Source organism: Noviherbaspirillum pedocola, assembly GCF_016632335.1.
Classification (GTDB): Bacteria; Pseudomonadota; Gammaproteobacteria; order Burkholderiales; family Burkholderiaceae_D; genus Noviherbaspirillum_A; species Noviherbaspirillum_A pedocola.
Map to the genome: position 1 here is coordinate 234,853 of NZ_JAEPBG010000007.1, position 24,385 is coordinate 259,237.

Below are 24,385 nucleotides of genomic sequence, written 5' to 3' on the forward strand. Positions count from 1 at the left end.
GACTTCCTTCTAGTTTTCTCTTGTCCACAGCAGGCGCGTCGTCGGGCTGGCGCCCTGTCCGCGTTCGATCAGGGCCTGAATCTGCAGCGAAGCGCGGCCAAGCCGCACCCGGCCATTGACCAGGAAATAATCCGACCTGGTGCCGATGTTCTTGCTCGACCCGATGGTCGGCATGCCGGGCAGGCGGTTCGATGCATCGGCCAGATCGCGGAAGGCGGCGGTTTTGCGCGCGGCCACGATCAGATTGGCGTCGGACGGCGAAATGTTTTCCAGTTTCGCCGCGATCACCTCGACAGGCGCGGTGTTGATGTTCACCGCCGTCGTACGCGGCAGGAAGATTACCAGATTGCGAAGCTTCTCCAGCATTTCCGGCTTGAATCCCGGCACGGCGAGCAAATCCTCGATCTGCGTGAACGGAATCTGCCCGGACGAGCCGGCGTCGACCACGGTGGCGCCAGTCGTACCAATGGTGCTGGTGGTGCCGGTCGTTCCCGTGGTGCCGCCCGATGTCGTCGCTGTCGATCCGGCATTGCTGTTGTTGCTGTTGGCATTCAGGGCCGCCTGCGCCGCAAGCTGCGCGCGCGAGGAGGAGGCGAGCAGCGTTTCCGCGGTGACCTGCGCCAGTTGCGGATCGATGCGCACCAGGGTCAGCAGCCGGGCGAAAGTTTCCACTTCTTTCTTGTCGATGGTGCCGTTGGCGATCATGTCGTTGAGGTTGAGCATCGACTGCGCATCGACGATCTGGCCCGACAGCGTCGCATCCGAATCCTCGCCGGCCTCGCGGCCATTCTCGACATACTGGTCCAGCCGGGTTTCCGACAGCGGCACCGCCCATGGCTCATCCAGGCTGTCGACCTGCGAATAGCGCGCGTCTTCGCGCAGAATCAGCCGCGCCCAGTCGAGCGCGCCGCGCAGTATCCATTCCTTCTGCAATTGCAGCCGCTGGTTTTCGATCGCGCGCACCTGCACCTGCTGCTGCCAGAACAGGCTGGCGACGATGGACACCGCCAGCGTGGTCAGCAGCAGCGCGGTGACGACGGCAACGCCGCGTTCGCGTGTTCGCTTAAATGCCATTGGGCACGACCTGCGTGAGCTTGATGATGCGCCGGTTCGGATTGTCGGCCGGAACCACGCTGACTTCGACGCGGCGGAACGCCGGATTCGGCGTCGAAAACACGCTTTCCTGGCAGACGAAGGCGATGCCGTCCTGCGGACAATCGAAGCTGCGGTTGCCAACGGGCGGCCATTCCTTGGCGATGCGGATCTGCGCGAGGCGGTTTTCCGCCGACCAGGTCGCCATCATCGACAGGCGCAGGTCAGTGCTGTTCTGCGTCAGGCTGCCGACCGCGCGCAGCGATGCGCCGAGCGCAGTGCCGACGATGGCCAGCGCGACCAGCACTTCCAGCAGGGTGAAGCCGGCGCTTCGGATGCGGCGGCAGTGGCGTTTCATGTCATTCCACCGTGAAATGGCCGATGCCGTCGGCGCGGATCGCCACGCTGGCATTGGCCAGGCTCATCGTCAGTACGAAGGGCTGCTGCACCGGCTCGCGGCCGAAGACCACGCGCAGCGGCAGCGTGTTGCTGCCGGCCGATGGCGGCGAGATCGATACCACCACCGGGCCGCGCTTGAAATCACGCTGGCGCAGCATCTCGTCCTGCGGCAAGGGCTGCCAGGAATTTTCCTCGCGCACCAGGAAGCGGTAATGCTCGGCATCGGCTTCGAAAGCCACCGGCCGGTCGCGCACGATCGCTTCGTCACGCGCCAGTTGCAGCAGCAGCGCGATACGCTGCCCTTCCTGCTGCAGCATCTGCTTCGAATCAGGCATGGCGTTGAAGCTCACCATGCCCAGCGTGATGCCGACAATGACCAGCACCACCAGCAATTCCAGCAGAGTGAAGCCGCCTTGCCTGCGCATCGTTGCGCTCCGCGTTGTCAGAGTTCCCAGGAGCCGATGTCGGCATCCACGCCGGTGCCGCCGGGCTGACCGTCAGCGCCCAGCGAAAACACATCAACTTCGCCATGGATGCCCGGCGACAGATACTGGTACGGATTGCCCCACGGATCCTTGGGCAGCTTCTCGATGTAGCCGCCCTCTTTCCAGTTGCTCGGCACCGGCGCGCCGGTCGGCTTGGCGACCAGCGCCTGCAACCCCTGCTCAGTGGTCGGATAACGGGAATTGTCGAGGCGGTACAGCTTCAGCGCCTGCATGATCGTGGAGATGTCCTGCTTGGCCGCCATGATGCGCGCATCATCGGTGCGGCCCATCAGCTTGGGCACCACCAGGGCCGCGAGAATGCCCATGATGACCACCACCACCATGATTTCGATCAGGGTAAAGCCGCGAGACCGTTTGCGCTGCATAACGGGAAAAGAAGAGTTGAGCATGGATGGAATATCGAGGGAAAACCGGGTCACTAGGCTAACCGGTTTTGCCGAATGTTGGAAGAAAAGAAATATAACGAAGAGTTGCGATGCATCGCATCAACTTCTCTGACAGAAACATTCGAAAAAAGTGCCGCAATCGATGCAGATAGTCATTTTCTTGCGGAAAGCTCAGTGCGCATGTCCGGAAGCCCTGGCTGCGACGAGGCACATGCAAACTTGCAGTGATCATCCCGGCAAGCGTTTGTGAAACATCAAGCGTATGCGCGTTCAACCTTGTTCGGGCTGCGGATCCCGCGCCAGCAGGCGGGCCACCATCTCGCGCGGCGAGTCGCCGTCGAACAGCACGCCGGCCACGGCACTGGCGATCGGCATCCTGACACCATGCTGCCCTGCCAATTCCCGCACCGCCTGCGCACAGCGCACGCCTTCGGCGACATGACCGAGTTCGGAGACGATGGTCTGCAGCGATTTTCCCTGCGCCAGACCCAGGCCGACACGCCGGTTGCGCGACAAATCGCCGGTGCAGGTCAGGATCAGGTCGCCCATGCCGGTCAGCCCCATGAAGGTTTCGGTGCAGCCGCCGAGCGCGGTGCCGAGCCGGGTGATTTCGGCCAGTCCGCGCGTGATCAGCGCGGCGCGCGCATTTAGCCCTAAGCCCAAGCCATCGGCCGCGCCGGTGGCAATGGCAAGAATGTTCTTCACCGCGCCGCCGACCTCGACGCCGACGATGTCATCACTCGAGTAGACGCGGATATTGCCGCCGTGCAGTGCGGAAACGACCAGTGCGCGCAATGACGCGTCGGTCGAGGCGATGGTCAGTGCGCAAGGCAGCCCCTGCGCCACTTCCTGTGCGAACGACGGTCCCGAAAGCGCGCCGACAGGCGCCGCATTGCCCAATTCCTCGGCCACCACCTGATGCGGCAGCAGCCGTGAAGTTTCCTCGAATCCCTTGCACAGCCAGACCAGATTGGGAATCGGATGATTGCGCAAGGCTCGCGCCATCGGCCGCAGGCCGGCGACCGAGGTTGCGACGATCAGCAGCGAGGAAGGCCCAGCGACATGCGCGATCGCCTCGGCGAGATCGTCGCCGCAGCGCAAGTTGTCGGGAAACGAGAAGCCCGGGAGATAGACATCATTGACGTGCCGCTCGGCCATGTGCCGCATTGCTTGCGCATCGCGCCCCCAGAGCAGCACATCGTTGCGCGCAGCCAGCGCGATCGCCAGCGCCGTGCCCCAGGCGCCGGCGCCAAGCACCGCAATGCGCATGCGCGCGCCGGCCGGCTCAGTCGCCCCAGACATCGGCAGCCCGGACATAACCGCTTTGGCCGTCGCGATGACGCACCCGGATCCAGCTGGAAGCGATCGGTTCGGCCAACTCCAGCAGCACGCCGCGGTCGGCAGAAAATACCACCGGGCTGGCGGCATCCGGCGCCGCCTGCACCTTGGCGCTGGCGACATTGACGATCAACACGCGCCGCGCATCCAGCGCCCGGGCTTCGACCCAGGACAGATCGCCAGCCACGTCACGAACCTTCACCCAGTCGCCATAGGAAAGAATGACTTCCACCGGCATGCCGCGCGGCGCGATGAACATCTTGCGGCCGCGCTCGGTCGGCGCATCGAACATCACCGCCGGCGCTGCCCCGACCGACTTGAATTCCGCCGCATGCGCGCCGCCGGCAAAGGCGGCGAGCGCTGCACATGTGACAGGTAGCAGCCAGGCTGCGATGCGCATTGCCATCAGTGGCTGGCGCGCGAGCCGTCCGGCATGATCAGGCCGGCGCCGCCCTGCTGCGCATTCTGCTGCTGCTCGGCCAGGGCCTGCAGGCGCTGCTGGTAGAAGGCTTCGAAATTGATCTCCGACAGGTGCACCGGCGGGAAGCCGGCACGGGTGATCAGGTCGGCGATATTGGCGCGCAGGTACGGATACACGATGTTCGGGCAGCCAATGCCGAGCAGCGGATCGAGCTGTTCGGCCGGGATGTTGCGGGCTTCGAAAATGCCGGCCTGCTTGCCCTCAACCAGGAAGGCGACCTTGTCCTTGACCTTGGCGGTGACGGTGATGGTGACGGTCGACTCAAAAATGCCGTCGGCCAGCGCTTCGGCGCCGACATCGACCGCGACTTCCATCGCGGGCGCTTCCTGCTCGAGGAAGATCTGCGGGGAATTCGGCTGCTCCAGCGAAGCATCCTTCAGGTAGATGCGCTGGATCTGGAATACGGGTTGCTGGTTCTCGTCGGCCATGGCTAGTCTTTCGTGGGAGTGGTGGATGGGAAAGGCTTGCGCCTTTCCCGTTGCGAAGCGGCGGATTCCGGAGGATTCGGTGCTGCTTCAGGGCTGGTTCGGGTGCTTATTCGCCGCGCAGCAGAGGGTCGAGCTTGCCTTCGCGGTCCAGCTTGCTCAGGTCGTCGAAACCGCCGACATGGGTGTCGCCGATATAGATCTGCGGCACGGTGCGGCGCTGGGTTTTCTGCATCATCTCGTCCCGCTTGGCCGGATCGAGGTCGATGCGGATCTTTTCGATGTTGTCCACGCCCTTGGACTTCAACAGCCTTTCGGCCATCAGGCAATACGGGCAGACGCCGGTGCTGTACATCAGAACTTGCGCGCTCATTCTCTCGTTTCCTTCGTCATTTGACAGTAGGCAGGCCCTGCGCCTGCCATGCGGCCAGTCCACCTTCGAGGCGGTAGACTTCGCCGAAGCCGGCGCTCTTCAACTGGCCCACGGCACTGGCCGACTGCGATCCGGAGGAGCATACAACGATTACGGTTTTCGATTTGAACTTGTCCAATTCGCTGCTGCGCGCCTTCAGCTCGGGCAGCGGGATGTTGCGGGCATCGCGGATGTGGCCGGCGGCGTAGTCTTGCGCGGAGCGCACGTCGACGAACACGCCCTTGTTCTGGTTCACCAGCTGGGTAGCCTGCAGGATGGTCAGTCGGGCTCCGCCGCGCTGCAGCGTCGGGATCAGCAGCATGCCGCCGGAAATGAGAGCCAGCAGGATCAGCCAAGAGTTGTGGATCAGGAATTGCACGAGCTTCCTCGAGTTTGCCGAAAACCCGCGATTATAGAGGACAAGAGCGATTACAATTCAATCCGCTCGCAGTTACGACCCAATTCCACCCATCCTCCATCTTCATATCCCCATGTACAAAATCGTATTGATGCGCCACGGCGAATCCACGTGGAACCTGGAAAACCGCTTCACCGGCTGGACCGATGTCGACCTCACCGAAAAGGGCGCGGCCGAAGCGCGCCATGCCGGCAAGCTGCTCAAGGACGCCGGCTTCAACTTCGACCTGGCCTACACCTCGGTGTTGAAGCGCGCGATCCGCACGCTGTGGATCACGCTCGATGAAATGGACCTGATGTGGATCCCGGTGAAGCACGACTGGCGCCTGAACGAGCGCCACTACGGCGCGCTGCAGGGCCTGAACAAGGCAGAGACCGCGGCGCAATACGGCGATGAGCAGGTGCTGGTCTGGCGCCGCAGCTACGACACGCCGCCGAATCCGCTTGATGCCAATGACTCGCGCGCGTCCTACAACGATCCGCGCTATGCGAAGCTCGACCGCGCGCAGATACCGCTGACCGAATGCCTGAAGGACACGGTCGCGCGCGTCATGCCGGCCTGGGACGAGGAAATCGCGCCGGCGATCCGCGCGGGCCGCCAGATCATCGTTTCCGCGCACGGCAACAGCCTGCGCGCGCTGATCAAGATGCTCGACGGCATCAGCGACAAGGACATCGTCGGCCTGAACGTGCCGAACGGCCAGCCGCTGGTGTACGAGCTCGATGCGAACCTGAAGCCGATCAAGAGCTATTACCTGGGCGATGCGGACGCCATCGCCGCGGCGATGAATGCGGTCGCCAGCCAGGGCAAGTCGAAGTAATTCTTTCAACCGTCGTCATATCCATCCCGTGACCGCTGTCCATTGGCGGCGCGGCGCCGCGCTGGCCCTGGCACTGATGCTGGGCACGAGCGGGGCCTGCGCCGCGAAAATCTCCGAACGCACCCGTCAGAAGCAGCAGGCCGAAGCCGAGCGCGCGGCGCTGCACGCCAAGCTTGGCGAGCTGAAGCGCGAAATCGATGCGACCGAAAATGCCAAGGAAGACGCCGCCGATGCGCTGGCCGAATCCGAGGAAGCGATCTCGGACGCCAACCGCGCGCTGTACGACCTGGGTCGCGAACAGAAGGAAACCGCCGCCCGCATCGCCCGGCTGCAGAAGGAACTCGCGCAACTGTCGAAGGAAGTCGATCTGCAGAAGGCGCGGCTGTCGAAGATGCTGCGCGGGCAGTACGTGGCCGGCAACGAGGACCGCATCAAGCTGCTCTTGTCCGGCGACGATCCGAACCGCATCAACCGCGATCTGCAGTATCTCGGCTATGTGTCGCAGGCGCAGGCGAAACTGATCGAATCGCTGCGCACCGACCTGGCCGCGATCGAAAAGAACAAGGCCGAGACGCAGGAAGCCAAGGAAGACCTGGACCAGATCGCGCAGGAGCAGCGCGACCAGAAAACCCTGCTGGAGAAGGAAAAGTCTCGGCGCGCCGGTCTGGTGGCGCAGCTGTCGTCAAGGCTGTCGAGCCAGCGCAAGCAGGCTGGCAATCTCGAACGCAATGAACAGCGCCTCGGCGGACTGGTCGACCGGCTGGCGAAGATGATCGAGGAACAGCGCCGCGCCGAGATCGCCGCCGAAAAGCGCCGCCAGCAATTGGCCGCCGAGGAACGCGCGCGCGCCGAGAAGCTGCGCCAGCAGCGGCTCAAGGAACGGCAACTCGCGCGCGAGAAGGCGGAGAAATCGCCGCCGGCCAAGGGTGCAACGCCGAAAGTCAATCCGGCGGACCGCATCGATGACGATGAAAATCCGAACACGTCCGTCGCCAAAAACGAGCCCGCGCCGCCAAGCATGGCCAGCAACGTCTATCCGGCATCCTTCCCGGCCCTGCGCGGGCAGATGCATCTGCCGGTCGAGGGCGAGCTGGCCGCGCGCTTCGGCACCAATCGCGGCAACGGTCCGGCCTGGAAGGGCTTGTTCATCAAGACGTCGGAAGGCGCGCCGGTGCACGCGGTGGCAGGCGGAAAGGTGGTGTTTTCCGAATGGCTGCGCGGCTTCGGCAATCTGATCATCGTCGACCACGGCAACCAGTACATGAGCATCTACGGCAATAACCAGGCGCTGCTGAAACGCGCCGGCGACCCGGTCAAGGCTGGCGAAACGATTGCCAGCGCCGGCAACAGCGGCGGTAACGAACAATCAGGTTTATACTTCGAGCTCCGGCATCAAGGCCGCGCCTTCGATCCTCTCGGTTGGATGAACTCCAGGTGACAAATGAGCAGCAAACTCAAGAATTTCGGTCTTATCGGTTTGGGCATGGTTGCGGGTGTGGTTGGGTCGATGCAGATCGACGCCCTCGCGCAGAAAAACGCCTCCTCGTCGCTGCCGCTGGATGAATTAAGGCAGATGACCGATGTCTTCGGCTTAATTAAATCCGACTACGTCGAACCTGTTGACGACAGGAAGCTCCTCACCGAAGCCATTTCCGGCATGGTCGCTTCGCTCGACCCCCATTCCGCCTATCTCGACAAGAAAGCCTTCAAGGAATTGCGCGAAGGCACGCAGGGCAAGTTCGTCGGCCTGGGCATCGAGGTCGGCATGGAAGACGGCTATGTGAAGGTGATCTCGCCGATCGAGGATTCCCCGGCGTACAAGGCCGGCCTGAAGGCCGGCGATTTGATCACCCGCCTCGACACTACGCCGGTCAAGGGCATGACGCTGGACGAAGCCGTCAAGCGCATGCGCGGCGAGCCGAACACCAAGATCACGCTGACGGTGTCGCGCAAGGACGAGGACAAGCCGCTGTTCATCACCATCATGCGCCAGGAAATCCGGGTGCAGAGCGTGAAGGCCAAGATGGTCGAGCCCGGCCTGGCCTGGGTGCGGGTGTCGCAGTTCCAGGAGCCCACGGTCGAAGACATGGCCAAGAAAATCGCCGGCCTGTATGCGCAGGACCCGAACATCAAGGGCCTGGTGCTCGATCTGCGCAACGACCCCGGCGGCGTGCTGCCCGGCGCGATCGGCGTCTCGGCCGCCTTCTTGCCCAAGGATGTGCCGGTGGTGTCCACCAACGGCCAGCTGCCCGATTCCAAGGCCACTTTCTATGCGCGCCGCGAGTTCTACGGCTCGCGCTCCTTCGGCGATCCGCTGTCGAAGCTGCCGGACGCGGTGAAGAACGTCAAGATGGTGGTGCTGGTCAATTCCGGCTCGGCTTCGGCTTCGGAAATCGTCGCCGGCGCGCTGCAGGACTACAAGCGCGCCACCATCATGGGCACCCAGACATTCGGTAAGGGCTCAGTGCAGACCATACGCCAGCTCTCTCCGGACACCGCGGTGAAGCTGACCACCGCGCGCTACTACACCCCGAACGGCCGCTCGATCCAGGGCCTGGGCGTGGTGCCGGACGTGATGGTCAATGAATATCCGGACGGCGACGGCCTGGATGCGCTGCGCCTGCGCGAAGCGGACCTGCCCAAGCACCTGACCAACGACAAGTCCAAGGAAGCGGAAGTCACCAACAAGGTCAACGAGCTCGAGGAAGAGCAGCGCCTGGCCGCGCTGGACAAGAAACGCAAGCCGCTGGAATTCGGCAGCAAGGATGATTTCCAGCTCGCCCAGGCGGTCAATTTCCTGAAGGGCTTGCCGGTGCAGGTGTCCAAGACCCGCGTGGTCGAGAACAAGAAGGAGCCGAGCATCAACGATCCGGAGCCGACGAAAGGCGAGAAATAAACCGGCGCCTTGACAAGAACAGTCAATCAACGAGGCCGCAGCGATGCGGCCTTTTTTTCCGAGTCGCGAATTCGCCATGAATGATCAACAGCTGCTGCGCTATTCCCGTCATATCCTGCTCGACCAGATCGGCATCGAAGGCCAGTCGCGCCTGCTGGCTTCGCATGCGCTGGTGATCGGCGCCGGCGGCCTCGGTTCGCCGGCGGCCTTCTATCTCGCCAGCGCCGGGCTCGGCCGCATCACGCTGGTGGACAACGACAGCGTCGACCTCACCAACCTGCAGCGCCAGATCCTGCACACCAGCGATCGTGTAGGCGTGCCCAAGGCCGAGTCCGGGCGCACGACGCTGCAGGCGATCAACCCCGATGTCGTGGTCGACGCGCTGGTGGAACGCGCCGAAGGCGAGCGGCTGCGGGAACTGGTGGCGCGCGCCGACGTGGTGCTGGACTGCAGCGACAACTTCGGCACCCGGCACGCAGTGAACGCGGCCTGCGTGGCGGCTGGCGTGCCGCTGGTGTCCGGCGCGGCGATCCGTTTCGACGGGCAGATCTCGGTGTTCGACGTGAATCGCCCCGATGCGCCCTGCTATGCCTGCCTGTTCCCGCCGGACCAGGAATTCGAGGAAGTGCAGTGCTCGACCATGGGCGTGTTCGCGCCGCTGGTCGGCATCATCGGCACGATGCAGGCGGCCGAAGCGCTGAAGATCCTGTGCGGCATAGGCGAACCGCTGGCAGGCAGGCTGCTGCTGCTCGATGGCATGGCGATGGAATGGACGGCGATACGCATTGCGCGCAATCCGGAGTGCCCGGTGTGTGGCGGGCGGCATGCAGGAATCGCGTAAGACGTAGGTTGGGCTGACGCAGGAAGCCCAACAGGAGCCCGCACGCGATCAGGCTTTCGTTGGGCTTGCCAGCTCGTAGCCAGCTCGTAGGTTGGGCTGCCAAGCCCAACGTGCTAGCGGTCCGCAGGCGCTGATGTTGGGCTTGCAGCCCAACCTACGAACGGTCGCCGGTCCGCAACTTCGCCATCCGCCGCGGCAAGCCCAGCACCGACTTCAGCTTCACATCGACATACCCCGGCCGCAGCGAAAAGCGCTGCTGCGCATGCGGCATCGAATGCTGCGCGCGCGCCGCCTGGCGCTGCAGGTACTGCGTGATCCACACCGTGCGCATGCCCAGCGTCTTCGCGCCTTTCAGATGATGGACCGTGTCCTCGACCAGCACGCAGCGCGACGCGCGTATTCCTTCCCTGGCCAGCAGTTTCTTCAGCAGCGCGCGCGAAGGCTTGGGCCGCAGCCGGCCATGCACCCGCATCTGCTCGATCGGCACATGCGCGGCGAAATGCCGGTGCAGGCCGAGATGGCGCAGCACCTGCGAGGAATAGCCGCGCGGCGCATTGGTCAACAGGATCTTGCGCCCCGGCAGCCGCTCGAGCAGGCGCTGCAGGCCGCGCTCGGCGCGGATCATCTGTGTGAGATCGTCGAAGCGGTGCGCCTCGCGCAGGAAGTCTTCGGCGCGCACGCCATGGTGATGGATCATGCCCAGCAGCGTCGCGCCATAGCGCCGCCAGTACCCCAGGCGCGCCGCATTCACCGCCTCGGCATCCGCGGGTGCGCCGGACGCTGCCAGCACCTGCGCGATATAGCCATTCATGTTGGCGGTGATGGCCGGGAAGATCGCGTGCGACGCGTTATGCAGCGTGTTGTCGAGGTCGAACAGCCAGACGGGAGAAGAACGGGAAGACATGGAAGAAGCCGCGGCGCCGGTTCGGCGCGTGCGGCTCGAGGAAGAAATTAATGCGAACGGATCATCGTGCCGAAGGCTTGCTCGGTCAGCACTTCGAGCAGCAGCGAATGCTCGATGCGGCCGTCGACGATGTGCACCGTGTTCACGCCGGATTTCGCCGCGTCCAGCGCCGACGAAATCTTCGGCAGCATGCCGCCGGAAATCGTGCCGTCGGCGAACATCTCGTCGATCTCGCGTGCCGACAAATCGGTGACCAGGTTGCCGCCCTTGTCCAGCACGCCGGGAATGTTGGTCATCATGATCAGCTTTTCCGCATGCAGGATCTCGGCGATCTTGCCGGCCACGAGGTCGGCATTGATGTTGTAGGCCTGGCCATCCTCGCCGAAGCCGATCGGCGAAATGATCGGGATGAAGGCATCGTCCTGCAGCGCCTTGACCACCGCCGGGTTGATCGCCTCGATCTCGCCGACATAGCCGATGTCGAGGAACTGGCCGGGATTCTCGCGGTCCGGCATCTTCATCTTGCGCGCGCGGATCAGGCCGCCGTCCTTGCCGGTCAGGCCGACCGCCTGGCCGCCGTAGTGATTGATCAGCATGACGATGTCCTGCTGCACTTCGCCGCCGAGCACCCACTCGACGACTTCCATGGTTTCCTCGTCGGTAATGCGCATGCCCTGGATGAAGGAGCCCTGCTTGCCGATCTTTTTCAGCGCATTGTCGATCTGCGGGCCGCCGCCATGCACCACCACCGGGTTCAGGCCGACCAGCTTCAGCAGGATCACGTCGCGCGCGAAACCGTGCTTGAGCTTTTCCTCGGTCATCGCATTGCCGCCGTACTTGATGACGATGGTCTTGCCGTGGAACTTGCGGATGTAGGGAAGGGCCTGGGCTAGGATTTCCGCCTTGATGGCGGGCTGCACCTGGGACAGGTCGGCGAGGTCGGTCATGACATATCCAAGAAGAGAAGTGGCCGCGATTTTACAACGAAAGCGCATTGCTTCCCGGCGGAATTTTCTCGCACTTGTGCGATTTTCAAGGGCATAAACAGCGCGAACATCGTCATGCGCAAACCGGCTTGTCGAACTGTTCACGACAATCGTAACCGGCGTCCAAGGCACAATGGCGCCTCTCACCGATACCCGATGAAACCCGCATGAGCACCTGTATCCGCTGCAATGCCAGCTTTCGCTGCGGCATGGTCGACAGCACCGAGGAACCCTGCTGGTGCGCAGCCTTGTTGAGGCTGCCGGCCGAAGCCTTGCCGCAGCCAGAACAGCCGGGCTGCCTGTGCCCGGATTGCCTGCGCGCCTGGTTGGGTGAACGGGACGCAAGTTCGTAGGTTGGGCTGGCAAGCCCAACATGGAGGTCAATCCCCTGCGGACTCCCGTTGGGCGTCCTTCGTCAGCCCAACCTACGGGCTTTTTCGCGCCCTCTATGAACAGCCACGGCTTTCCTGCCGCGGAAACTCGGCCCGCGCACGCGAGACCTGCGCTTCGGCCGCGGCATCCAGGCCGCGCAGCTGTATCGCTACCCGCGCCGGGCCGGTGCCGGCTTCAACCACCCGCGCGGTGCGCACGCCGCGTCGGCTCATCGTTGCGAGATGAGCGTTGGCCGCTTCCTCGGTGCGGAAGGTGCCCAGCGCAATGCCCCAGCGCCGCGGCGACGCATCCTGCACGATGTAGGAATCGGTGACGCCGAGCGCGCGCAATTCCGTGGTCTTGCGCTCGGCCGCGTCCATGCTTCCCTGCGGCGGGATCATCACCATGTAGCTGGCCGCTCCCGGCACCTCACGGCGCGAGACCTTGCCGGCCAGGCCGAGCTGCTCCAGGCGCGCTTCGAAGCGGCCGGCTTCGGTGGGCGTGAAGCTGCCGATTTCGATGCATGCGGTCGTCGGCGTTGCTGGCGCCGCCGCGTTCGCCGGAGCCGCCGTGCTGGGTGTCGATGTCGCGGCTGCGCTTGTTGCCGGGTTTGTTGGGCTTGCCGGGCTTGCATTAGCTGCGGGAGGGGTCGCTTCGACGGCCGGCGTGGCCGCGCCTGATGCCGGCACCAGCTGGATGCGGTTGGCGTTGAGCTGGTTGGCAAGCCGCGCCGGTTCATGCCCGGCGCCAGCGCCGCGGCTCAGCGTGTACACCAGCAGATTGGCCAGGAGCAGCGCCCCGAACAGCAGTTTGAACATCATCGCTTGGGCTCCGTAAGAATCACTTGCAGGCCGATCAGCACCAGGTTACCGATGCCCACCGCCGACAGCGACAGATGCGGCGCAATGATCGTGCCGGCGCCGCCGGAAATGATGCAGCGCGCCGTGCCATGCGCCTCGGTCAGCGCGGTGGCCGCGCGCTCGATTGCGCCAGCCTGCGCCGCAATGCAGCCGGAAGCGATCGCATCGGCCGTATTGTCAGCGAAAGGCGCAAGCCCTGAGGCGCGCGCATCGATGTGCGGCAACTGCGCGGTGCCGGCCGCCAGCGCGCGCGCCATCATGTCGAGGCCGGGCAGGATCATCCCGCCGAGGAAATCGCCTTGCGGCGAGACCGCATCGATCGTGGTGGCGGTGCCGCAGGTAGCCACGATCAGCGCCTCGTTTGGATAGCGCGCCCGCGCGCCGATCGCAGCGGCGAAGCGGTCCGCGCCGAGTTGCGACGGTTCCCGGTAGCGATTGCGCAAGCCGCCCGCCTCTGGCGACGAGCGAAACAGCTGCAGGGCGGGCGCCTGCGGCCCGAATGCGCGCTGCAGCTGCCCTTCGAGCGCTGCGCGCATCGCTTCACCGGCGACATTGCACAGCAGCGCGACGTCGACCGTTGCTGCAGCCACGCGCCAGGCGTCGCCGAGCGCATCGATGCCGTCGCGCGCCGCAGCGCCGGTGGCGAGCCAATCGCCAGGCGCCGCGCCACGCTCGGCCAGCGCCCATTTGACGCGGGTATTACCCGCATCCAGCAGCAGCATGCGGCTCATGCCTCGGCCCGCCGCAATGACACATCGCCGGAGAGCACCGCGACGCGACCGGCATCGGTGTCGAGCAGCAGACGGCCGCTGTCGTCGATGCCGGCGGCCATGCCCTGGTGCAGCGTACGCGCGCCGTCGAGCACGGCCACCCGCTCGCCGCGCCAGGCATGCAGCGCATTCCAGCGCGCGGCAAACGCGGCCACGCCGCCAGCCTCGAATTCAACGCATGCCTCTGCCAGCGCATTGAGCAGCGCAGCAAGCAGCGCATTGCGGTCGGCCTGCAGACTCGGCAGCGCCGCGGCCGGCCGGTCGATGCGCGAGCGCAGTTCCGGCGGCAGCGCCAGGTTGATGCCTATGCCGATGACGGCCGTGACGCGGTCTTCGCCCGGCGGCGCGATCTCGACCAGGATGCCGGCCAGCTTTTCGCCTTCCAGCAGCACATCGTTCGGCCATTTCAAACGCGCAGCAACTCCGAGCGCATTCAGGGTTTCCGCCACGGCCACGCCCACGGCCAGCGGCAGGCCGACCAATTGCGGCAGGCTGCGCCGGAAAGGCCAGGCGAGAGAAAACGTCAGGCTGGAACCCGGCGCCGAATGCCAGGTGCGCCCGGCGCGGCCGCGCCCGGCATGCTGTGATTCCGCGGCCAGCAGCAGCGGCGCATCGAAGTCCCGCTGCGCCGCGCGCGCGAGCAGGTCGGCATTGGTGGAGCCGGTTTCGGGAACGGTTTCGATGGCGACCCGGCGCGCTTGGCCGGCGGTCTGCGCGGCGATCTGCCGCGCGCACAGGGGAGAAATCATGCCGCGCATTGTAAGCCATGGAATGGCGCAGACATTCCCGCCCCGGAACTTCTCCCTTACACTTGCCGCCATGCTGAATCCGCCCCTGCCCGCGCTCGAACTTGACCATGAGCGCCCTTCCACCGTCCTTGCCCGCGGCCCCTGGAAAGTCCAGGCGCTGGCGCAGCCGTCGGCGATGGCCGGCGTGAAGGCGGCGTTGAAGCGTGTGACGGGCGCAGCGGGCATGCCGGCCGCTGAGCTGCAATGGGATTTGTCCGGCATCTCCGCGCTCGACCATATCGGTGCGCAACTGCTGTGGAATGCCTGGGGCCGGCGCCGTCCGACGCGCCTGGCGCTGGCGCCGGGACAGGAGGACGTCTTTCGCCGGCTTGAAGCGGCCGGCACGCTGGCGCTGCCGCAGCAAGCATCGCGGCTGTCGCTGGCCTCGCTGCTGCGTCTGTCGAACAAGGCCGCCGACCATTTCCTTGGCCTGGTCACGCTGTTCGGACAATGCATGCTCGACCTCGGCCGCCTGCTGCGCGCGCCGCAGCGCGGTCCGTGGAAGGAAATCTCGGCGAGCATCTATCACGCCGGTTACCAGGCGCTGTCGATCACGGCGCTGGTGGGATTTCTGATCGGCGTGGTGCTGTCCTACCTGTCGGCGCAGCAGCTGCGCGCCTTCGGCGGCGATATCTACCTGGTCAACCTGCTCGGCATGGGCATCGTGCGCGAACTGGGACCGCTGTTGGCGGCGATCCTGATCGCGGGCCGCTCCGGCTCGTCGATCACGGCGCAGCTCGGCGTGATGCGGGTCAACGAGGAACTCGACGCGATGCTGGTCATGGGCCTGCCGCACGGCTTTCGCCTGGTGCTGCCGCGGGTGATCGCGCTGGCCGTGGCGCTGCCGCTTCTCGTCATCTGGACCGATGCGATGGCGCTCATCGGCGGCATGGCGGCCGGCAATGTGCAGCTCGGCCTGCCGCCGGCGTATTTCGTGCGCAGCCTGCCGAACGCGGTGCCAATCGCGAATTACTGGATCGGCCTGGGCAAGGGCGTGGTCTTCGGCGCGCTGATCGCCTTGATCGCCTGCCACTTCGGCCTGCGCATCCAGCCCAACACCGAAAGTCTCGGACAGGGCACCACTGATTCGGTGGTCACGGCGATTACCGCCGTGATCCTGGCCGACGCGGTGTTCGCGATTCTCTTCAACGGCATCGGTTTCGGCTTCGGTTTCTGATGACAGCAAGCGCGCCGATACTCCGCATCGATGGCCTGTGCACCCGCTTCGGCGAGCTGACGGTACACGAGAACCTGAACATGGAAGTCAGGGCCGGAGAAATCGTGGCTCTTGTCGGCGGCTCGGGTTCCGGCAAGACCACGCTGCTGCGCGAGGTGCTGGGCCTGGAGCGGCCATCCGCCGGCACGGTGCAGGTCTTCGGCGAGGATGTGCACCGCGCCGACGCCGCGCGGCTGCATGCGCTGCGCCGGCGCTGGGGCATGCTGTTCCAGCACGGCGCGCTGTTCTCGGCGATGAGCGCCTTCGACAATGTCGCGCTGCCGATGCGCGAGCTGCGCCATCTGCCGGAAGACCTGGTGCGCGACGCGGCGCTGCTGAAGCTGTCCATGGTGGGCATCGATGCGCGCGCAGCGCAGCGCATGCCGGCCGATCTGTCCGGCGGCATGGTCAAGCGCGTGGCGCTGGCGCGCGCGCTGGCGCTAGAGCCGGAACTGCTGTTTCTCGACGAGCCGACCGCCGGCCTGGACCCGGCGCTGTCGGATGCCTTCGTCGAACTGATCGCCGGCCTGCACCGGGAGATGCACCTGACGGTGCTGATGGTCACCCACGACCTCGACACGCTGCTGTCGCTGTCGACCCGGATCGCGGTGCTGGCCGACAAGCGCCTGGTGGCCTTCGGCACGGCGCGCGAGGTCATCCGGGTGGATCACCCGTTCATCCGCGAATACTTTCTCGGCGCGCGCGGACGCCGGGCGCTGCAGGGGCTGGCCGACATCGACGCCCCGCCTGCGCCGGGAGCTTGAGGACATCACATGGAAAACAGGGCGCATGCCTTCTTCGCCGGACTCTTCACCATCGCGCTGCTGGCCGCGGCCATCGCCGGCGCGATCTGGTTGAAACGCGACCGCGCGCCGCGGCTGCCGTATGACATCGCCACCACGCTGCCGGTGCCGGGCCTGAGCCCGCAGGCAACGGTGCGCTACCGCGGCCTCGTGGTCGGCCGGGTCGATGCGATCGGCTTCGATCCGCAGCAGCGCGGACACATCCTGCTGCGCCTGTCGATCGCGCCGGACGCGCCGATCACCCGCTCCACCTACGCCACCCTCGGCTACCAGGGCGTGACTGGCATTGCCTATGTCGAACTGGACGACGACGGCAGCAATCCCGCGCCGCTGCCGACTTCGTCGCAGGACGTCGGCCGCATCGCGCTGCGCCCGAGCCTCTTGTCACGGCTGCAGGATGAAGGCCTGGCGATCCTGGGCCAGACCCGGGAAATCGCGCAGCGCCTGAATGCGCTGCTGTCGCCGGCCAATGCAGCGGCGCTGACCACCACGCTCGGCCATGTCGACGCCGCGGCACAGGCTTTCGGCGAGCTGCCGAAGCAATTGCAGCCGACGCTGGCCAGGCTGCCGGAAATGGTGACCCAGACACAGCAATCGCTCGCGGCGCTGGGCGCGGCCTCGCGCCGCGTCGATGCGCTCGCTTCCAGCCTGCAGGCACAGAACGGCGCGCTCGCGCGCATCACCGCCAGCGCCGACACGATCGGCGCCGCGGCCGAGCGCGTGAGCCGTGAAGCACAGCCGCTGGCCGACGATGTGCGCGGCTCGCTGCGCCTGCTCGACCGCACCCTGAACAGCCTGAACGAAAGACCGCAAAGCCTGCTGTTCGGCCGCGCCGGCGCCCAACCCCGTCCGGGCGAACCCGGCTTTGCCGCTCCCGCGCCATGACACTACGAGTATCGATGACCTCCCGACGCCTTTTCTGCGCCGCGCTCGCGACGCTTTCCCTTGCCGGCTGCGCCGGCATGCGCAACCAGATCCCGCCCCAGCTCTACGACCTGGGCCCGGCGCAACCGCAAACCAGCATGACCAGCCTGCCACCCGTGGCGCTGGCCGATGCCGACGCGCCAGCCTGGCTCGATGCACCGTTGATGGTCTACCGGCTGGCCTATACCGACCCGCGCCAGCCGCGCGCCTATGCGCAGAGCCGCTGGAGCATGCCGCCGCCGGATCTGCTCACGCAGCGCCTGAAGACCCGCCTGGTGCAAGCCGGCGGCACGGTGCTGGCGCCGAACAGTGGCGTGGCCGGCGCGCCGGTGCTGCGGCTGGAAGTCGATGAATTCGAGCAGGTCTTCGATAGACCGGATGCGAGCCGGGTGCGCATTTCTGCGCGGCTGTCGGCGCTGGATGGCCGCCGCCTGATCGGCCAGAAAAGCTTTGTGCGCGAGCTGCCGGCGCCCAGCGCGGACGCCGCCGGCGGCGCCGCGGCGCTGGCAACGGCCGCGGACGCGACGATTGCCGACATGCTGGCCTGGCTCGCCACCCTGCCACTCGCCCCGAGATGAACCTGCCCGACGCGCCCTCGCCGGCACATTCTTCGGTCTTCGCGCGCGGCGCGCTGCTGTTCTATGCGGCGTTGATCGTCTATGCGAGCTGGTATCCGTTCTTCAGCTGGCGCAGCAACGGCCTGCCGCTGACGGCTTTCCTGTTCGCGCCGCTGCCGTATTACTGGACCGGTTTCGATGTCGCCACCAATGTCATCGGCTACATGCCCTTCGGCGCGCTGCTGGTGTTTTCGCTGTATCCGCGGCTGCGCGGCGTGCCGGCGTTCGTGTGCGCCTGCGTCATCGGCGCGGCGATGTCGGCGGCGATGGAGATGGGGCAGAATTTCCTGCCGAGCCGGGTGCCGTCCAACCTCGACCTGTTGACCAATGCCGCCGGCGCCGCGCTGGGCGCCCTGCTCGGCAGCGCGCTGGTGCCGGCGTTTCTCGAGCAAAGCCGCCTGCTGGTGCTGCGGCGTGCCTGGTTCCTGCACGAAGCCAGCCGCGGCCTGATCGTGCTTGGCCTATGGCCACTGGCGCAGATTTATCCGCAGGGCTATCTGTTCGGGCACGGGCAACTGCTGCCGCTGCTGTCGGACTGGGTGTCGGACCTCTGGTCGGCGCCGATCGATTTCGCCGCGCTGCTGCGCCATGGCCAGGAACTGAGCCCGGAGCAGTACTGGCTGTCGGAAACCATCATCACCGCCTGTGGCTTTACCGGCGCGGTGCTGACGCTGTTGTGCCAGATGCGCCGGCGCGCGCCAAAGCTGGCGGCGGCGGCGCTGCTGGCAGGAACTGCGCTGGCGTTCAAGACGCTGGCCTCGGCGCTGCTGTTCGCGCCGGTCAACGCCTTCGCCTGGGTGACGCCGGGCGCGCAGGGCGGCCTGCTGATCGGTTGCATCATGCTCGCCGGCCTGGCGCTGGCGCCGCCGCTGGCACAGCGCCGGGTGGCGATCCTGGCGCTGGTGATTGGCTTGGCGACGGTGAACGTCGCACCGGCCAATCCGTATTTCGTCTCGACGCTGCAGACCTGGGTGCAGGGCAAGTTCCTGAACTTCAACGGGGCGGCGCAATTCCTGTCGCTGGTGTGGCCGTTCGTGACGCTGTGGTTTCTGACGCATCCGGTGCATCGGAGGGCGGTGGGTTCGTAGGTTGGGCTGACGAAGGATGCCCAACATGCTCGCGGTCCGCGGGCTCAGGATGTTGGGCTTGCCGGTCAACACTTTCAAGCCTCTGCAGTTGCCGTTGAAGTTGCCGTTGTCGTCGCCGTTGCCGTTGCTTTTAAACCCCCGTTGATCGCGCCGTGGCGCCGGGCCCTGAAGCGGATAAGGTGCGGCGTCTGTCTGAGCGAAGCGCAGCGTAGCGAGTTTAGCCGCGCCCCGCTTCAGGGTTCGGCGACACGGGGACCCCCGCAGGGGGCGCGATCTCCGGGGGCGCCTTTTCTTGGTTACTTCTTTTGGCGCCAAAAGAAGTGACCCGGCTGCCGGGCCGGGACCCGGCTAGTTCGCCAAGTGCGATGTCCTTATTGGGTCATCGGGCCTCAAACCTCAACCGGGCGAGCCTTTCATTCAAAGCCTCGATCACGCGACGACGACCAAGGCAAGAGCCTGCCCCTTCAAAGACATCACTCCGGTAATGCAAAACGTTCAGCGCCCCCTCGACCTAGCCGGGTCCCGGCCCGGCAGCCGGCCCACTTCTTTTGACGCCAAAAGAAGTGGGCAAGAAAAGGCGCCCCCGGAGATTGCGCGCCGCTGCGCGGGGTCCCCGTGCCGGCGATGCCCGGAGCGGGGCGCGGCTAAACTCGCTACGCTGCGCTTCGCTCAAACAGACGCCGCACCTTTTCCCGCTCCGGGCATCGCCGTCACGGCGCAATCAACGGGGGTTTAAAAGCAACGGCAACGGCGACTACAAAGGCAAAGGCACTGCAACTGCAGAAGCAGAGGCAGAGGCAGAGGCAGAGGCAGAGGCAGAGGCAGAGGCAGAGGCAGAGGCAGAGGCACCATACCCTTGTTTCGCCAAGCCGGCCTTATGTTGCACTACCGCCCTCCTGAAAAAAATCGACGTCACCTTGAACGGACTGGCCTAGCGGCCCAATGAACAACCATGCGCGGCTGCGCGAGGACATATAGCCGCTTCACCGCACTTCCGCCACACCCTTCACATTGCTGCGATACGGCGCCAGCGCACGCGGATCCGTACCAGTCGCGGCCGCATACAGCGGCATCACCTGCGGCAGCGTCTTCTCGATGCGGGCGATGCGGTTGGCGCCGGCCGGATGCGTCGACAGCCATTGCGGCGGTGCGCTCTTTTCGATCATGCCCATCTTGCGCCACAGCGCCACGCCGGCGCGCGGATCAAAGCCGGCGCGCGCGGCCAGGTCCAGGCCGACGGTGTCGGCTTCGGTTTCATCGTCGCGCGAGAACTTCAGCATCGCCAGTTGCGCGCCCTGCCCGACCACCATCTGTCCGGTCTGGCCCAGGCCGAGGATGGCCGAGCCGAGATTCGCGCCGAGCTGCAACAGGCTGCCCTTGGCTACGCGCTCGCGCGCATGCTCGCGCAGCGCATGCGCCATCTCGTGGCCCATGACGATGGCGATTTCATCGTCGGTGAGCTTGAGCCGGTCGATCAGGCCGGTGAAGAAGGCGATCTTCCCGCCCGGCATGCAGAAGGCATTGATGGTGTCGGCGCGGATCAGCATGGTTTCCCACTGCCAGCGCGCCGCGGCCGGGTTCCATCGCGCGGCCTGCGGTATCAGCCTGCGCGCGACTTCGCGCACGCGCACCGCGCGCGGATCGTCATCGGCCACCAGCACGCCCTTGGCCGCGGCTTCACGTTTCAAGCCATCGTATTGCTGCGTCGCCTGCGCTTCGAGCTGCTCGGCCGGCACCAGGCTGCGCAGGCGCGACATGCGTTCGACATCGACGCCCTGCGCGAACGCCGAAAACGTCGGCAGGCCGAGGGATGCGCACAGCAGCGCGGCGAGTAGGCGGCGACGAAGCATGGTCATGGTTGTTCCTTCCAGGGAGCGACTCGGGTCAGCATCAGCATGCCGGGCAAGGCCAGCACGAAGCACAGGATAAAGAACAGGAACCATCCCGTCTCGGCGACGATATAGCCGACCGCGGAATTGACAAAGGTGCGCGGCACCGCGGCCAGGCTGGTGAACAGTGCATATTGCGTGGCGGTGTAGCGCGGATCGGTGGTGGTGGCGATGTAGGACACGAAGGCTGCCGTGCCCAGGCCCACGCCGAAGGCTTCGAAGCCGATCACGCCGGCCAGCAGCGGCAGGTCCGCGCCCGCGTGCGCCAGCCAGGCGAAGCCGAGGATGGCCAGCGCCTGCACCGCGCCGAAGATCCACAGCGCGCGGTTGATGCCGAGCTGAATCATCCAGGCGCCGCCGAAAATGCCGCCGGCGATGCTGGCCCAGAAGCCGACGGTCTTGGCCACCGCGCCGATCTGCGTCATCGAAAAGCCGAGGTCGATGTAGAACTTGGTCGCCAGCGCGGTCGCCATGCTGTCGCCGAGCTTGTACAGGAAGATGAAGCCCAGGACCATCGCCGCATTGCGCCAGCCGCCGCGTGCGATGAATTCCGAGAATGGCAGCACCACCGCTTCGCGCATGGTCTTCGGCGGCGCACCGTAGACCCGTGGCTCCTTGATGACGAGCGTGCACAACAGGCCCGGCAGCATGAAGGCCGCGGTGATCCAGAACACCGGCTGCCAGGGCATGCGGTCGGCCAGGATCAGCGACAGCGCGCCCGGCACCATGCCGGCGACCTTGTAAGCATTCACATGCACCGCGCCGCCCAGGCCCTGCTCGATGTCGGGCAGGATCTCGCGGCGGTAGGCGTCGATGACGATGTCCTGGCTCGCGGAAAGAAACGCGATCACCGCGGCCATCGCTGCGATCGCCGGCACCTGGGTGTGCGGGTCGAGCATGCCGATGGCGCCGATGCCAAGAAACAGCAGCGCCTGCGTGGCCGCCATCCAGCCGCGCCGGCGGCCCAGCGGGCCGAAGCTGTAGCGGTCCATCAGCGGCGCCCACAGGAACTTCCAGGTGTACGGGAACATCACCAGCGCGAACAGGCCGAGGGCCTTCACGTTCAGGCCCGACTTCGCCAGCCAGGCCTGCACCAGCGACAGCAGGATGAACAGCGGCAGGCCCGAGGAAAAGCCGAGGAAGACGCAGATCAGCATGCGCCGGTTCAGGTAGCTATGCCAATCCGGCTTGGCGGGCTTGCCGGGCTTTGCGGCATCCATGCCTACTGCCTCTTCCGCAGGCGGAACACCGCCAGGCTGCCGCGCCAGTTCGGCAGGAAGGCCACCGGCTTGCCGGCTTCGTCGAGCGCGACGAATTCCAGCACTTCGAGGCCGACTTCGCGCGCCAGGTCCTGGAAGTCGTTAATGGTGGCGCAGCGCAGGTTCGGTGTGTCGTACCACGCATAGGGCAGGCTCTTCGACACCGGCATGCGGCCGCGCAAGAGCGACAGCCGGTGCGGCCAGTAAGCGAAGTTCGGGAAGGACACGATGGCTTCAGCACCGACGCGCGCGATGTCGCGCAGGATGCCTTCGACGTTCTTCATCATCTGCAGCGCCGACAGGCACAGCACGCAATCGAAGGCGTTGTCGGCGAACATGGCCAGCCCCGCTTCGAGATCCTGCTGGATCACCGGCACGTCGCGCGTAATGCACAGCGGGATCTTGTCGTCATCGATCTCGACGCCATAGCCGGCACAGCCCTTGGCGCTTTGCAGGTAATCGAGCATGACGCCGTCGCCGCAGCCCAGGTCGAGCACGCGCGAGCCCGGCGCGACCCAGTGCGCGATGAAGGCCAGGTCGGCGCGCAGCTTGGAGAGTTCATTGAAGTTCATGCGGCCACCACGCTTTCCGCCGCGCCGGCAAAGAGCGCGGTCTCGCGCCAGATCTTGTCGTAATAGCTTCGCACCGTGGCCATGTAGCGCGCATCTTCCAGCAGGAAGGCATCGTGGCCGTGCGGCGCATCGATCTCGGCATAGGTCACGCGCCGGCGGTTGTTGACCAGCGCCTGCACGATCTCGCGGCTGCGTGCCGGTGCGAAGCGCCAGTCGGTGCTGAAGGACACCAGCAGAAACTGCGCCTGGGCCGCGGCCAGCGCCTGGCTCAGGTCGCCGCCGTGAGAGGCGGCCGGGTCGAAGTAATCGAGCGCCTTGGTGATCAGCAGGTAGGTGTTGGCGTCGAAGTACTCGGAAAACTTGTCGCCCTGATAGCGCAGATAGGATTCGATCTCGAAGTCGATGCCGAAGCCGAACTGGTATTGCCCGGAGCGCAGCTCGCGGCCGAAGCGATCGGCCATGTCATCGTCGGACAGGTAAGTGATGTGGCCGATCATGCGCGCCACGCGCAGCCCGTTTTTCGGCACCACGCCATGGGCGTAATAGTCGCCGCCATGGAAGTCCGGGTCGGTGAGGATGGCCTGGCGAGCGACATCGTTGAACGCGATGTTCTGCGTGGACAGCTTCGGCGTGGACGCGATCACCAGGCAATGGCGCAGGCGTTCCGGGTACAACAGGCTCCATGCCAGGGCCTGCATGCCGCCGAGCGAGCCGCCCATGACCGCGGCGAATTGCGTGATGCCGAGCGCATCGGCCAGGCGCGCCTGCGCATGCACCCAGTCCTCCACCGTCACCACCGGGAAGTCGGCGCCGTAGGGTTTGCCGGTGGCGGGATTGGTATGCATCGGCCCGGTCGAGCCGAAGCAGGAACCGAGATTGTTGACACCGATGACGAAGAAGCGGTCGGTATCCACCGGCTTGCCGGGGCCAACCATGTTGTCCCACCAGCCCACGCTCTTGCTGCCGTCTTCCTTCAGATACACGCCGGCGACGTGATGCGAAGCGTTCAGCGCATGCAGGATCAATACCGCATTGGAGCGGTCGGCATTGAGTTCGCCATAGGTTTCATAGACCAGCGTGTAATCCGCGATCGACGCGCCGCTGGTGAGCTTCAGCGGCTCGCGGAACTGCATGGACTGCGGCGATACCACTCCGAGAGATTTCATCGTTCATCCGGTCCTGGACGCCGAGCATGGTCGACATCCAAATGAAAAAGCCCGAGAGCGCATGCTGTCGGGCTAAAAGTTCTGGGCTTCTTTGCAAGCTCGCTTTAGCCGTATTTATGCGGGTGGAAAACCCTTGCGCCCGCAAGCTGAAGCCGGA

General features: G+C 65.5%; 28 protein-coding genes. 10 read left to right on the forward strand and 18 right to left on the reverse strand.

Going from position 1 to position 24,385, the window contains the following annotated elements:
* Positions 1-9 precede the first annotated feature (9 nt).
* From gspK to JJB74_RS17650, 9 genes are all read right to left on the reverse strand, one after another.
* Positions 10-1,074, reverse strand: coding sequence for a type II secretion system minor pseudopilin GspK (gene gspK / locus JJB74_RS17610; RefSeq protein WP_200593891.1), 1,065 nt, complete (start codon positions 1,072-1,074; stop codon positions 10-12).
* Positions 1,064-1,450 carry a type II secretion system minor pseudopilin GspI gene (gene gspI, locus JJB74_RS17615; RefSeq protein WP_200593893.1) on the reverse strand — a complete coding sequence of 129 codons (387 nt, stop codon included), beginning with the start codon at positions 1,448-1,450 and terminating at the stop codon, positions 1,064-1,066. Before gspI ends, gspK begins: the two co-directional genes overlap by 11 nt.
* Position 1,451: 1 nt before the next feature.
* Entirely contained in the window at positions 1,452-1,916 is a 465-nt protein-coding gene (locus tag JJB74_RS17620; RefSeq protein WP_200593895.1) for a GspH/FimT family pseudopilin, read from the reverse strand.
* Positions 1,917-1,933: 17 nt separating this feature from the next.
* The gene (gspG, locus tag JJB74_RS17625) at positions 1,934-2,386 is read right to left on the reverse strand and encodes a type II secretion system major pseudopilin GspG (RefSeq protein ID WP_325170135.1); all 453 of its coding nucleotides are present in this window, start codon (positions 2,384-2,386) and stop codon (positions 1,934-1,936) included.
* A 267-nt stretch (positions 2,387-2,653) separates the two neighbouring features.
* Positions 2,654-3,652, reverse strand: coding sequence for an NAD(P)H-dependent glycerol-3-phosphate dehydrogenase (locus JJB74_RS17630; RefSeq protein ID WP_200594034.1), 999 nt, complete (start codon positions 3,650-3,652; stop codon positions 2,654-2,656).
* Between the two features lie 16 nt (positions 3,653-3,668).
* Entirely contained in the window at positions 3,669-4,121 is a 453-nt protein-coding gene (locus JJB74_RS17635; RefSeq protein ID WP_200594036.1) for an SH3 domain-containing protein, read from the reverse strand.
* Positions 4,122-4,126: 5 nt separating this feature from the next.
* On the reverse strand, positions 4,127-4,630 hold the full coding sequence (gene secB, locus JJB74_RS17640; RefSeq protein ID WP_200593897.1) for a protein-export chaperone SecB: 504 nt from the start codon (positions 4,628-4,630) through the stop codon (positions 4,127-4,129).
* A 106-nt stretch (positions 4,631-4,736) separates the two neighbouring features.
* Entirely contained in the window at positions 4,737-5,000 is a 264-nt protein-coding gene (gene grxC / locus JJB74_RS17645; protein ID WP_200593899.1) for a glutaredoxin 3, read from the reverse strand.
* 16 nt (positions 5,001-5,016) lie between these two features.
* A complete protein-coding gene (locus JJB74_RS17650) occupies positions 5,017-5,418 on the reverse strand; it encodes a rhodanese-like domain-containing protein (protein ID WP_200593901.1) in 402 nt (133 codons plus the stop codon).
* Positions 5,419-5,530: 112 nt separating this feature from the next.
* On the opposite strand from JJB74_RS17650, the gene gpmA reads away from it, so the two are divergent.
* The 4 genes from gpmA (at position 5,531) to JJB74_RS17670 (ending at position 10,014) form a co-directional block, all read left to right on the forward strand.
* Positions 5,531-6,277 (forward strand): 2,3-diphosphoglycerate-dependent phosphoglycerate mutase, encoded by a 747-nt coding sequence (gene gpmA / locus JJB74_RS17655; protein ID WP_200593903.1) that lies wholly within the window; start codon positions 5,531-5,533, stop codon positions 6,275-6,277.
* A gap of 76 nt (positions 6,278-6,353) precedes the next feature.
* The gene (locus JJB74_RS17660; RefSeq protein ID WP_200594038.1) at positions 6,354-7,715 is read left to right on the forward strand and encodes a murein hydrolase activator EnvC family protein; all 1,362 of its coding nucleotides are present in this window, start codon (positions 6,354-6,356) and stop codon (positions 7,713-7,715) included.
* Between the two features lie 3 nt (positions 7,716-7,718).
* Positions 7,719-9,173 carry a S41 family peptidase gene (locus tag JJB74_RS17665; RefSeq protein WP_200593905.1) on the forward strand — a complete coding sequence of 485 codons (1,455 nt, stop codon included), beginning with the start codon at positions 7,719-7,721 and terminating at the stop codon, positions 9,171-9,173.
* Positions 9,174-9,249: 76 nt separating this feature from the next.
* The gene (locus JJB74_RS17670) at positions 9,250-10,014 is read left to right on the forward strand and encodes a HesA/MoeB/ThiF family protein (protein ID WP_200593906.1); all 765 of its coding nucleotides are present in this window, start codon (positions 9,250-9,252) and stop codon (positions 10,012-10,014) included.
* Positions 10,015-10,168: 154 nt separating this feature from the next.
* Here JJB74_RS17670 and JJB74_RS17675 read toward each other — a convergent pair whose 3' ends face one another.
* Together JJB74_RS17675 and argB are read right to left on the reverse strand one after the other, a co-directional pair.
* A complete protein-coding gene (locus tag JJB74_RS17675; RefSeq protein WP_200593908.1) occupies positions 10,169-10,918 on the reverse strand; it encodes a pyrimidine 5'-nucleotidase in 750 nt (249 codons plus the stop codon).
* A gap of 47 nt (positions 10,919-10,965) precedes the next feature.
* A complete protein-coding gene (gene argB / locus JJB74_RS17680; RefSeq protein ID WP_200593910.1) occupies positions 10,966-11,865 on the reverse strand; it encodes an acetylglutamate kinase in 900 nt (299 codons plus the stop codon).
* Between the two features lie 206 nt (positions 11,866-12,071).
* Here argB and JJB74_RS17685 point away from each other — a divergent pair, with 206 nt between their 5' ends.
* On the forward strand, positions 12,072-12,257 hold the full coding sequence (locus JJB74_RS17685) for a cysteine-rich CWC family protein (RefSeq protein WP_200593912.1): 186 nt from the start codon (positions 12,072-12,074) through the stop codon (positions 12,255-12,257).
* A 93-nt stretch (positions 12,258-12,350) separates the two neighbouring features.
* Here JJB74_RS17685 and JJB74_RS17690 read toward each other — a convergent pair whose 3' ends face one another.
* Genes JJB74_RS17690 through JJB74_RS17700 form a run of 3 tightly spaced genes read right to left on the reverse strand, consistent with a single transcriptional unit; the run spans position 12,351 to position 14,655 of the window.
* Positions 12,351-13,097 carry an SPOR domain-containing protein gene (locus JJB74_RS17690; protein WP_200593914.1) on the reverse strand — a complete coding sequence of 249 codons (747 nt, stop codon included), beginning with the start codon at positions 13,095-13,097 and terminating at the stop codon, positions 12,351-12,353.
* Positions 13,094-13,867: a type III pantothenate kinase gene (locus JJB74_RS17695; protein WP_234484258.1), complete on the reverse strand. Its 774-nt coding sequence runs from the start codon at positions 13,865-13,867 to the stop codon at positions 13,094-13,096. Before JJB74_RS17695 ends, JJB74_RS17690 begins: the two co-directional genes overlap by 4 nt.
* Complete coding sequence (locus JJB74_RS17700) at positions 13,864-14,655, reverse strand: biotin--[acetyl-CoA-carboxylase] ligase (protein ID WP_200593916.1); 792 nt, start codon at positions 14,653-14,655, stop codon at positions 13,864-13,866. The genes JJB74_RS17695 and JJB74_RS17700 overlap by 4 nt, the downstream gene beginning before the upstream one ends.
* A gap of 70 nt (positions 14,656-14,725) precedes the next feature.
* Here JJB74_RS17700 and JJB74_RS17705 point away from each other — a divergent pair, with 70 nt between their 5' ends.
* The 5 genes from JJB74_RS17705 to JJB74_RS17725 are packed head-to-tail and all read left to right on the forward strand — an operon-like array spanning position 14,726 to position 19,342.
* Positions 14,726-15,871: an MlaE family ABC transporter permease gene (locus tag JJB74_RS17705; RefSeq protein WP_200594042.1), complete on the forward strand. Its 1,146-nt coding sequence runs from the start codon at positions 14,726-14,728 to the stop codon at positions 15,869-15,871.
* Positions 15,871-16,674: an ABC transporter ATP-binding protein gene (locus tag JJB74_RS17710; protein ID WP_200593918.1), complete on the forward strand. Its 804-nt coding sequence runs from the start codon at positions 15,871-15,873 to the stop codon at positions 16,672-16,674. Before JJB74_RS17705 ends, JJB74_RS17710 begins: the two co-directional genes overlap by 1 nt.
* Positions 16,675-16,683: 9 nt before the next feature.
* A complete protein-coding gene (locus tag JJB74_RS17715; protein WP_200593920.1) occupies positions 16,684-17,598 on the forward strand; it encodes an MlaD family protein in 915 nt (304 codons plus the stop codon).
* Positions 17,599-17,612: 14 nt separating this feature from the next.
* Positions 17,613-18,215 (forward strand): ABC-type transport auxiliary lipoprotein family protein, encoded by a 603-nt coding sequence (locus JJB74_RS17720; protein ID WP_200593922.1) that lies wholly within the window; start codon positions 17,613-17,615, stop codon positions 18,213-18,215.
* Positions 18,212-19,342 carry a VanZ family protein gene (locus tag JJB74_RS17725; RefSeq protein WP_200593925.1) on the forward strand — a complete coding sequence of 377 codons (1,131 nt, stop codon included), beginning with the start codon at positions 18,212-18,214 and terminating at the stop codon, positions 19,340-19,342. Before JJB74_RS17720 ends, JJB74_RS17725 begins: the two co-directional genes overlap by 4 nt.
* A 983-nt stretch (positions 19,343-20,325) precedes the next feature.
* Here JJB74_RS17725 and JJB74_RS17730 read toward each other — a convergent pair.
* The 4 genes from JJB74_RS17730 to metX are packed head-to-tail and all read right to left on the reverse strand — an operon-like array spanning position 20,326 to position 24,228.
* The gene (locus JJB74_RS17730) at positions 20,326-21,198 is read right to left on the reverse strand and encodes a M48 family metallopeptidase (RefSeq protein WP_200593926.1); all 873 of its coding nucleotides are present in this window, start codon (positions 21,196-21,198) and stop codon (positions 20,326-20,328) included.
* Entirely contained in the window at positions 21,195-22,451 is a 1,257-nt protein-coding gene (locus tag JJB74_RS17735) for an AmpG family muropeptide MFS transporter (RefSeq protein ID WP_234484259.1), read from the reverse strand. The genes JJB74_RS17730 and JJB74_RS17735 overlap by 4 nt, the downstream gene beginning before the upstream one ends.
* A 2-nt stretch (positions 22,452-22,453) precedes the next feature.
* Positions 22,454-23,062, reverse strand: a complete 609-nt coding sequence (gene metW, locus JJB74_RS17740; protein ID WP_200593928.1) for a methionine biosynthesis protein MetW — start codon at positions 23,060-23,062, stop codon at positions 22,454-22,456.
* On the reverse strand, positions 23,059-24,228 hold the full coding sequence (metX, locus tag JJB74_RS17745; RefSeq protein ID WP_200593930.1) for a homoserine O-succinyltransferase MetX: 1,170 nt from the start codon (positions 24,226-24,228) through the stop codon (positions 23,059-23,061). Before metX ends, metW begins: the two co-directional genes overlap by 4 nt.
* Positions 24,229-24,385 lie beyond the last annotated feature (157 nt).